This is a genomic window from Limosilactobacillus antri DSM 16041 (assembly GCF_000160835.1).
Taxonomy (GTDB): domain Bacteria; phylum Bacillota; class Bacilli; order Lactobacillales; family Lactobacillaceae; genus Limosilactobacillus; species Limosilactobacillus antri.
Genome location: NZ_GG700732.1, coordinates 551023 through 558484, shown reverse-complemented (window position 1 = coordinate 558484; position 7462 = coordinate 551023). Strand labels below are relative to the sequence as shown.

Here is a 7462-nt window from a genome sequence, read left to right as displayed (position 1 = left end):
ACAATTTGGGATATTAATCAAGGTGGGCGATATAACGCACCTGGTCAAAACGGACCATGTAACTAGCGTGGGGAGTGGTTACCAGGTACCGGCCGGCCTGGAGGGGCTTAATTTGACCGCGGACGTTTTCTACCCGGCCAGCTTCACTAGCGGGAAGTAATTGAAGGAAAACGGTATAGTGCCGCTGAATGGCCGTTTGGATAAACCGTTGCCGCTGGTCAGCCGACTGCGGGTTAAGGAGCCGGACCGCCGGCTGGCTGGCCGTAATCGGTTCGTCGTCAAATAGCCGACCGACTACCCGGGTGAGCAGCGGCGCTTTATTTAATAGTGAATGGGCTTTGACTTCTTGCATGATGTCACCTTCCGAACATTTGTTTGTAAACTCATTATACGAACAACTGTTCAGAAAAGCAAGGACTAATTTTTACCCGGCGATCAGCTGATCTGGTTGATTTTATGGCGGAGGTAGTGCATTATAGTAGTAATACGTTAATTTTGGATAGGAGTTACAAGATGGCAAATCGTGGAATGTTAATTGTCCTTTCTGGGCCCTCTGGGGTTGGCAAGGGGACGGTGCGCAAGGCAATCTTTGATTCAAATGATAATGATTTTCAATACTCGGTTTCAATGACTACCCGTAAGCCCCGCCCAGGTGAAGTCAACGGGGTTGACTACTACTTTGTTTCTAAAGAAGAGTTTGAACACCATATTCAGACCGGTGGAATGCTGGAATACGCAAAGTATGTTGACAATTATTACGGAACCCCATTAAAATATGTTAATGAAACTTTGGATTCGGGAAAGGATGTTTTCCTGGAAATCGAAGTTAACGGCGCGATGCAGGTTCGTTCTAAGGTGCCGGATGGGGTCTTTATCTTCCTGACCCCGCCGGACCTGGACGAGTTGAAGCAGCGGTTGATTCACCGGGGAACGGACAGCATGGAAGTAATCAATAAGCGGATCCATAAGGCCTTTGGTGAGATCCAGATGATGCAGAATTATGATTACGCCGTTGTAAACGATGAAGTGCCGAATGCGGTGGCAAAAATTAAGGACATTATCCGGACGGAGCGGTTGCGGGTTCCCCGGGTAATGCCACGGTATCTTGATATGTTAGGAGATTCAGAAAAATGATTCTTTACCCATCAGTTGATGAATTGCTGAAGCGGATTGATTCCCGTTATTCATTAGTTATGCTGGCTAGCAAGCGGGCCCATGAGCTGGATAACGGCGCGGCACCGCTGCTTGACCATTACGAATCAAGCAAGTCGGTCGGCAAGGCCCTCGAAGAAATTTTGGCGGACAAGGTGACGATTGATCCTGACCATACGGAAGACTTGCAGGACTAGGATCGAAATATTATTGGCGGGGACTCTGGTATTCACTTGGCTGAATACTAGGGCCCTTTTTGCTTTGGCGGTTTAAGGCGCACGGCTCTCGCATGAGTGCTGCTGTAAATGCTATAATCAAAAGGTAGTAAGAATAACGATGGGGTGAGATGATGGCAAGGATAACGGTTTATTTGACGGGCAGTATTGCGGCCTACAAGGGTGTGGAAGTAGTCCGGGGGTTACAGAAAAGGGGGCACCAAGTACGGACAGTGATGACGGCGGCTGCCTGCCGGCTGGTAACGCCGGCGACCCTGGCAGCCCTCACTAAGCAGCCGGTCTTGACCTCGCTCTGGGATGATAACGACCCCATTCCGCACATCGCGCTGGCGGACTGGACCGAACTGGCATTGGTGGTGCCGGCTTCGGCGGATATCCTTGCTAAAATGGCGCTGGGACTGGCGGACGACGCCGCGTCAACGGCCTTGCTGGCGACCAGTGCCCCGAAAGTTGTCGTACCGGCGATGAACAGTCATATGTGGCAGGCGCCCGCAACCCAGCGGAACCTCCAGCAGCTGCAAAGCGACGGGGTAACGGTCATCAGCCCGGTTGACGGAATGCTTGCCGAGGGCTATGCCGGTAAGGGGCGGATGCCTGAGCCGGCCGCAATTGTTGACCAGGTCCAATCCCTGCTTGCCCCCGCCGGCCAGCTGGCGGGAAAGCGGGTGGTGGTTACGGCCGGTGGCACCCGGGAACCGATTGACCCGGTCCGCTTTATCGGCAACCGTTCGTCAGGCAAGATGGGGATCGCCATTGCGGCAGCGGCGGCAGCGGCCGGGGCCCGGGTCACCCTGATTACCGGACAGGTTAGCGTGCCCCTGCCGACCTCCCCGCTGGTAACCAACGTTAGGGTTGAAACAACGGAAGACCTGCTGGGGGCGGTTCAAGATAGTTTTGCCGCTGCGGACGCCTTGGTAATGGCTGCCGCGGTAGCGGATTATCGGCCCCAAAATGTTGCTAACCAGAAAGTTAAAAAACGGGCGGGGCAAGCCAAATGGCAGCTTGACCTGACCGAAACCACGGATATTTTAAAAACGGTTGCCCGCCACAAGCGGCCCGGGCAGCTCGTAGTCGGCTTCGCGGCGGAAACCCAGCAGTTGCTTGCCAATGCCCAGCGCAAACTTGAAGAGAAGGGCGCGGATTTGATTGTTGCCAACAGTGTTGCGGGAAGCCGCGGGGCCTTTGGCAGTGAGGAAAACCAGGTGACCCTCCTGCAGACCGGCCGGCAGCCGGAACAATGGCCCCGGATGAAGAAGACGGCGGTGGCCGCAAAATTGGTTGAAACACTGGCAGAAAAGATGAAATCAGGTGATTAAATGGTGGAATTGGCGCAGGTGGTAGTTGACGTTCCCACGATGCAGACTAACCGGCCATATACATACCAGGTCCCAGTATTGCTAGAACAGCAGCTGCAGGTTGGAACCCGGGTGGTGGTGCCCTTCGGTAATGGTCACCGCCAGGTTCAGGGCTTCGTCGTCGGCTTTACCGACGGTACTGACTACCAGGGAAAGCTAAAACCGATTCAAGCGGTCATGGATCTTCAGCCGGTGGTGAACCGGGAATTGCTGGAGCTTAGCAAGTGGCTGGCGGATCAGACCTATTCCTTTTGGATTGCCTGCCTCTACACGATGCTGCCGAACCTCCTCAAGGGCAAGGCGCACCGGATTGTCCGGGTCGTCGATGAGCTTGCCGAACAGGATTACTATGACCTCTTTGCCGGGCGTGACTTTCGCGACTACGCGGATTTTGAAAACCAGCCGGAAGCGATTGCCCGCCTCTTAAAGCTGAAACGGGCGGGAAAGGTCCGCTTTGACTACCAGGTCGAAAACCGGGCCAAGGCGAAAACGATTACCGGAATTCGGCCCCGGCTTGATTTTGAAGCCCTGGAAGATGCCCGGACCTCACTTCACCCCAACGCCCACGCCCAAAACCGGCTGCTTTCCTACCTGCAAAGCATTATTGGGCGGACGGTCGTGCAAAAACAGGCAGAACAGCAAACCGGGATTTCGGCAGCGACCATCAACCAGGGGGTCAAAAAGGGCTGGCTGGAAAAGGTGCCGGTTGAAGTCTATCGGACCCCGCAAGCAGATGATCGGCTTCCCGATGACCATCACTTGGAAGCACCGCTCCAGCTCAACGCTGATCAGCAGCGGGCGGTCGACGCGATTGGTGCCCAAGTGCACAGCCGGCAGGCGACTACGTTTTTGCTTCAGGGGGTTACTGGCAGCGGCAAGACAGAGGTCTACTTGCAAGCGATTGCCCAGGCACTGGCGGAGGGCCGGACTGCCCTAATGCTCGTCCCGGAGATTTCCCTGACCCCCCAAATCGTGAATCGCTTCCGACGCCGCTTCGGCTCCCAGGTAGCGGTTCTCCATAGCGGTCTGGCAAACGGTGAACAGTACGACGAATGGCGGCGGATCGAACGTGGCGAGGCTAAGGTAGTGGTCGGCGCCCGGTCCGCCGTCTTTGCGCCCCTCAAGCAGCTTGGGCTGATTATCTTGGATGAGGAGCACGAGTCCAGCTATAAGCAGGACGAGGCCCCCCGTTACCACGCCCGTGAGGTTGCCAAATGGCGGGGGCGTTACCATGGTGCACCGGTAGTCCTGGGTTCCGCTACCCCGAGCTTGGAAAGCCGGGCCCGGGCATTGAAGGGGCGCTACCAGTTTCTCCGCCTGCCGCACCGGGTCAACCGGCAGCCGCTACCGCCGATTCAGGTAGTTGATATGCGGCCCGAGATTAAGCGGCGGGGCGAGAGCAACTTTTCGCTGCCGTTGCTCACTGCCCTTAATGACCGCCTGTCCCGGGGAGAACAAAGTATTTTGATGCTTAACCGGCGGGGGTTTTCTTCATTTATGATGTGCCGGGACTGTGGGACCGTTCTGAAATGTCCAAACTGCGACATTTCACTAACTCTCCACATGGATACCCGGACGATGAAGTGCCACTACTGCGGTCACGAGGAGCCGATTCCGCAGGTCTGTCCCCACTGCCATAGTCGTCATATTCGCTATTACGGCACGGGAACGGAAAAGGTTCAGGCGGAGTTGGAACAGCTGCTTCCCCAGGCCCGGATTATCCGGATGGACGTTGACACGACCCGACGCAAGGGGATGCACGAAAAACTGCTCCGCCAATTTGGCGACCACCAGGCTGACGTCCTGCTGGGCACCCAGATGATTGCCAAGGGCCTGGATTTTCCCAACGTGACCCTCGTGGGGGTGCTGAATGCGGACACCGGCCTGGGTCTTCCGGATTTTCGGGCGAGTGAACGAACCTTTGACCTCTTGAGCCAGGTCAGCGGTCGGGCCGGCCGGGCTGATAAAGCCGGCCAGGTGATTATTCAAACCTTCAACCCGGACCACTACGCAATTCAGGATGCCCAGCACCATGATTACGACCGCTTTTTCTACCAGGAAATGAGCTTGCGCCGGCAGGCCAGCTACCCGCCGTATTATTATACGGTCCGGCTGATGGCGAGCCACCCGGAGGAACAGGAGGCCGCCCGCGCAATGGCGGAGATTAAAACCCTGCTTGAGCAGCGCCTGGCCCCGCAAACGATTGTCTTGGGGCCGACCCCCCGGGCAATCGCGCGGATGAAACGGCGCTACTACTACCAAATTGTCATCAAGTACAAGCAGGACCCGGCCCTGCACAAAACCCTGCAGGAAATTATGCAAAAGACGCAGAGCAGGGGGTTCAAGGATGTTCAGGTAAGCATCGACCCCGATCCCCAGTATTTTATGTAAATGAAAGGATGAACGTTAATGACCACATCAATTGTATTTATGGGCACTCCCCAATTTGCTGTACCAATCTTACAGGGCCTGCTAGACCGGCCAGAGTACGACGTGCAGGCAGTCCTGACCCAGCCTGACCACCGGGTTGGCCGCAAGCATGTCCTGACCCCGTCGCCGGTCAAGCAGTTGGCGGTTGCCAACAATATCAAGGTGCTGCAGCCAGCGAAGCTCAACAAGAGCCCGGAGATGGATGAAATTATTGCCCTCCAGCCGGACCTGCTGATTACAGCCGCCTACGGACAATTCCTGCCGAGTAAGCTGCTTGCTGCCGCTAAGATTGCCGCGGTTAACGTCCACGGTTCCCTCCTGCCAAAGTACCGTGGCGGGGCGCCAGTCCAGTATTCTATTATCAACGGGGATGCTGAAACCGGTATTTCCATCATGTACATGGTTAAGCAGATGGATGCGGGGGACGTGCTTGCCCAGCGGGCCATCCCGATTGAAAAGGACGATGATAACGGCACGATGTTTGATAAGCTGAGCATCCTCGGCCGCGACTTGCTACTAGAAACGCTCCCGCAGCTGGTTGCCGGGACCGCCACCGCCACCCCTCAGGACGAATCAAAGGTTGTCTTTTCGCCGAACATCTCGACGGCCCAGGAACGAATTGACTACCGCTTGCCAGCGGACCGGATCGATGACAAGGTTCGGGGACTCCGGCCGGCACCCTTGGGCAACATGGTAATCGATGGTTTAAGGACAAAGATTTACGACGTGACCCCCCTGGATGAAAAGACCAGTTTGCAGCCGGGGCAGGTCGTTCGGGCAACTAAGCATCAGCTGGTTTTGGCGGCGGGTAACGGCACGACCTACCAGGTTAATCGGTTGAAGCCAGCTGGGAAACAGGCAATGGATATTACCGCCTACCTAAATGGTCACCAGGGATTAACGGAAGGAGCACAAGCGGTAAGCGATGACTAATAAGAAAATGACGGCACGGGAAGTAGCGCTGACGGCCCTCGACCGGGTTCGCCGGCGGGGTGCCTATTCCAACTTGCAGCTAAACCAGCTGCTCAGCAAGCACCAGCTGAACGACAATGACCGGCGGCTGGCAACCCGAATCGTTTACGGCACCCTCCAGCGCCAGCTGACCCTGGAATACTGGCTGCAACCGTTTGTCAAAGGCAAGAAGCTAGATTCTTGGGTGGAAACCCTCCTGCTCACGGCCCTCTACCAATACCAGTATTTAGAGCGGGTTCCGGATTGGGCGGTGACCGACGAAACAATCGAGATCGCTAAGCAGTGGGGAAACCCTGGGATTCGAAAATTTGTGACGGGCGTCCTGCACGCAGTCCTGCGTCAAGGCTTCCCTCGTTTTGACCAGCTCCGGGACGAATCCGAGCGGCTCGCGGTGCAGTTTAGCGTTCCCCGCTGGCTGGTCGATGAACTGGTCAGCCAGTATGGACAATCACAAGCGACGCGGGTCCTGCAGTCAGTCAACGATCCGGCCCGGCTGGTGGTGCGGGTGAATACCGCGGTCACGGACCTGGCGACGGTGGAATCCCAGTTGCGCGCAGCCGGGATTGAATTTCAAAAGAGCAGGGTGGCCCCCAATGCCCTGGTAATTACGAAGGGCGAGCTCTTGGGCTCGGCCCTCTTTGCTACCGGGCAGATTACGGTCCAGGACGAAAGCGCGATGCTGGCCGTTGACAGCATGAACGTTCAGCCCGGCGACCGGGTCTTAGACGCCTGTGCCGCGCCGGGGGGCAAGACGGTACAAATTGCAGAACGCCTTGATCCGGCGACTGGCGGCCGGGTCGACGCCTTAGATATTCACGAGCATAAAACCAAGCTGATTCAAAAGAACGCGTCCCGAATGCACATGGCCGACCGGGTCGTTACCCACACCCTGGATGCCCGCCGGGTCGCTGACGAGTTTGCCGATGAAACTTTTGATAAAATTTTGGTCGACGCACCATGCAGCGGGATCGGCCTGCTGCGCCGCAAACCAGAGATTCGCTACACCAAAAGTCTGGCTGATTCACAGAAGCTCCATAAGATTCAGGGAAGTATTTTAAATGCAGTTGCCCCAAAAGTGAAAAAAGGCGGTATAATCACTTATAGTACGTGCACGATTTTGCAGCAAGAGAATGAGCAGACCGTCCAGGAGTTCCTGGCGGCGCATTCCGACTTTCGGCTGCTCACTACCAAAACGTCACGGAACTTAAAAGATGATCGAGCATCAGCCACGTTGACGATTCTGCCCGCTGATTATGGCTCAGACGGGTTCTTTATCAGTAATCTTCAACGGATTCTTTAGAAGGGAATTAGCACTAG

7 protein-coding genes are annotated in these 7462 nt (G+C 56.0%); 6 read left to right on the top strand and 1 reads right to left on the bottom strand.

Annotation, left to right across the window (positions count from 1 at the left end):
- Positions 1 to 13 precede the first annotated feature (13 nt).
- Positions 14 to 352: a hypothetical protein gene (locus HMPREF0494_RS02670; protein WP_007123389.1), complete on the bottom strand. Its 339-nt coding sequence runs from the start codon at positions 350 to 352 to the stop codon at positions 14 to 16.
- A gap of 161 nt (positions 353 to 513) precedes the next feature.
- On the opposite strand from HMPREF0494_RS02670, the gene gmk reads away from it, so the two are divergent.
- From gmk to rsmB, 6 genes are all read left to right on the top strand, one after another.
- Positions 514 to 1134 carry a guanylate kinase gene (gene gmk, locus HMPREF0494_RS02665; protein WP_003713505.1) on the top strand — a complete coding sequence of 207 codons (621 nt, stop codon included), beginning with the start codon at positions 514 to 516 and terminating at the stop codon, positions 1132 to 1134.
- Complete coding sequence (gene rpoZ / locus HMPREF0494_RS02660) at positions 1131 to 1349, top strand: DNA-directed RNA polymerase subunit omega (RefSeq protein WP_007123387.1); 219 nt, start codon at positions 1131 to 1133, stop codon at positions 1347 to 1349. Before gmk ends, rpoZ begins: the two co-directional genes overlap by 4 nt.
- Positions 1350 to 1501: 152 nt before the next feature.
- Positions 1502 to 2704 (top strand): bifunctional phosphopantothenoylcysteine decarboxylase/phosphopantothenate--cysteine ligase CoaBC, encoded by a 1203-nt coding sequence (gene coaBC / locus HMPREF0494_RS02655; protein WP_040458696.1) that lies wholly within the window; start codon positions 1502 to 1504, stop codon positions 2702 to 2704.
- Positions 2705 to 5134 carry a primosomal protein N' gene (priA, locus tag HMPREF0494_RS02650; protein ID WP_007123385.1) on the top strand — a complete coding sequence of 810 codons (2430 nt, stop codon included), beginning with the start codon at positions 2705 to 2707 and terminating at the stop codon, positions 5132 to 5134. It abuts the gene before it with no gap.
- An 18-nt stretch (positions 5135 to 5152) separates the two neighbouring features.
- Positions 5153 to 6106 (top strand): methionyl-tRNA formyltransferase, encoded by a 954-nt coding sequence (fmt, locus tag HMPREF0494_RS02645; protein ID WP_040458695.1) that lies wholly within the window; start codon positions 5153 to 5155, stop codon positions 6104 to 6106.
- On the top strand, positions 6099 to 7445 hold the full coding sequence (gene rsmB, locus HMPREF0494_RS02640; RefSeq protein ID WP_007123383.1) for a 16S rRNA (cytosine(967)-C(5))-methyltransferase RsmB: 1347 nt from the start codon (positions 6099 to 6101) through the stop codon (positions 7443 to 7445). The genes fmt and rsmB overlap by 8 nt, the downstream gene beginning before the upstream one ends.
- The last annotated feature ends 17 nt before the right edge of the window (positions 7446 to 7462 follow it).

Bases quoted from the DNA above. Each gene is read 5' to 3' on its own strand.
- fmt (WP_040458695.1), top strand. From the start codon at position 5,153: ATGACCACATCAATTGTATTTATGGGCACTCCCCAATTTGCTGTACCA.
- rpoZ (WP_007123387.1), top strand. From the start codon at position 1,131: ATGATTCTTTACCCATCAGTTGATGAATTGCTGAAGCGGATTGATTCC.
- gmk (WP_003713505.1), top strand. From the start codon at position 514: ATGGCAAATCGTGGAATGTTAATTGTCCTTTCTGGGCCCTCTGGGGTT.
- rsmB (WP_007123383.1), top strand. From the start codon at position 6,099: ATGACTAATAAGAAAATGACGGCACGGGAAGTAGCGCTGACGGCCCTC.
- priA (WP_007123385.1), top strand. From the start codon at position 2,705: ATGGTGGAATTGGCGCAGGTGGTAGTTGACGTTCCCACGATGCAGACT.
- coaBC (WP_040458696.1), top strand. From the start codon at position 1,502: ATGGCAAGGATAACGGTTTATTTGACGGGCAGTATTGCGGCCTACAAG.
- HMPREF0494_RS02670 (WP_007123389.1), bottom strand. From the start codon at position 352: ATGCAAGAAGTCAAAGCCCATTCACTATTAAATAAAGCGCCGCTGCTC.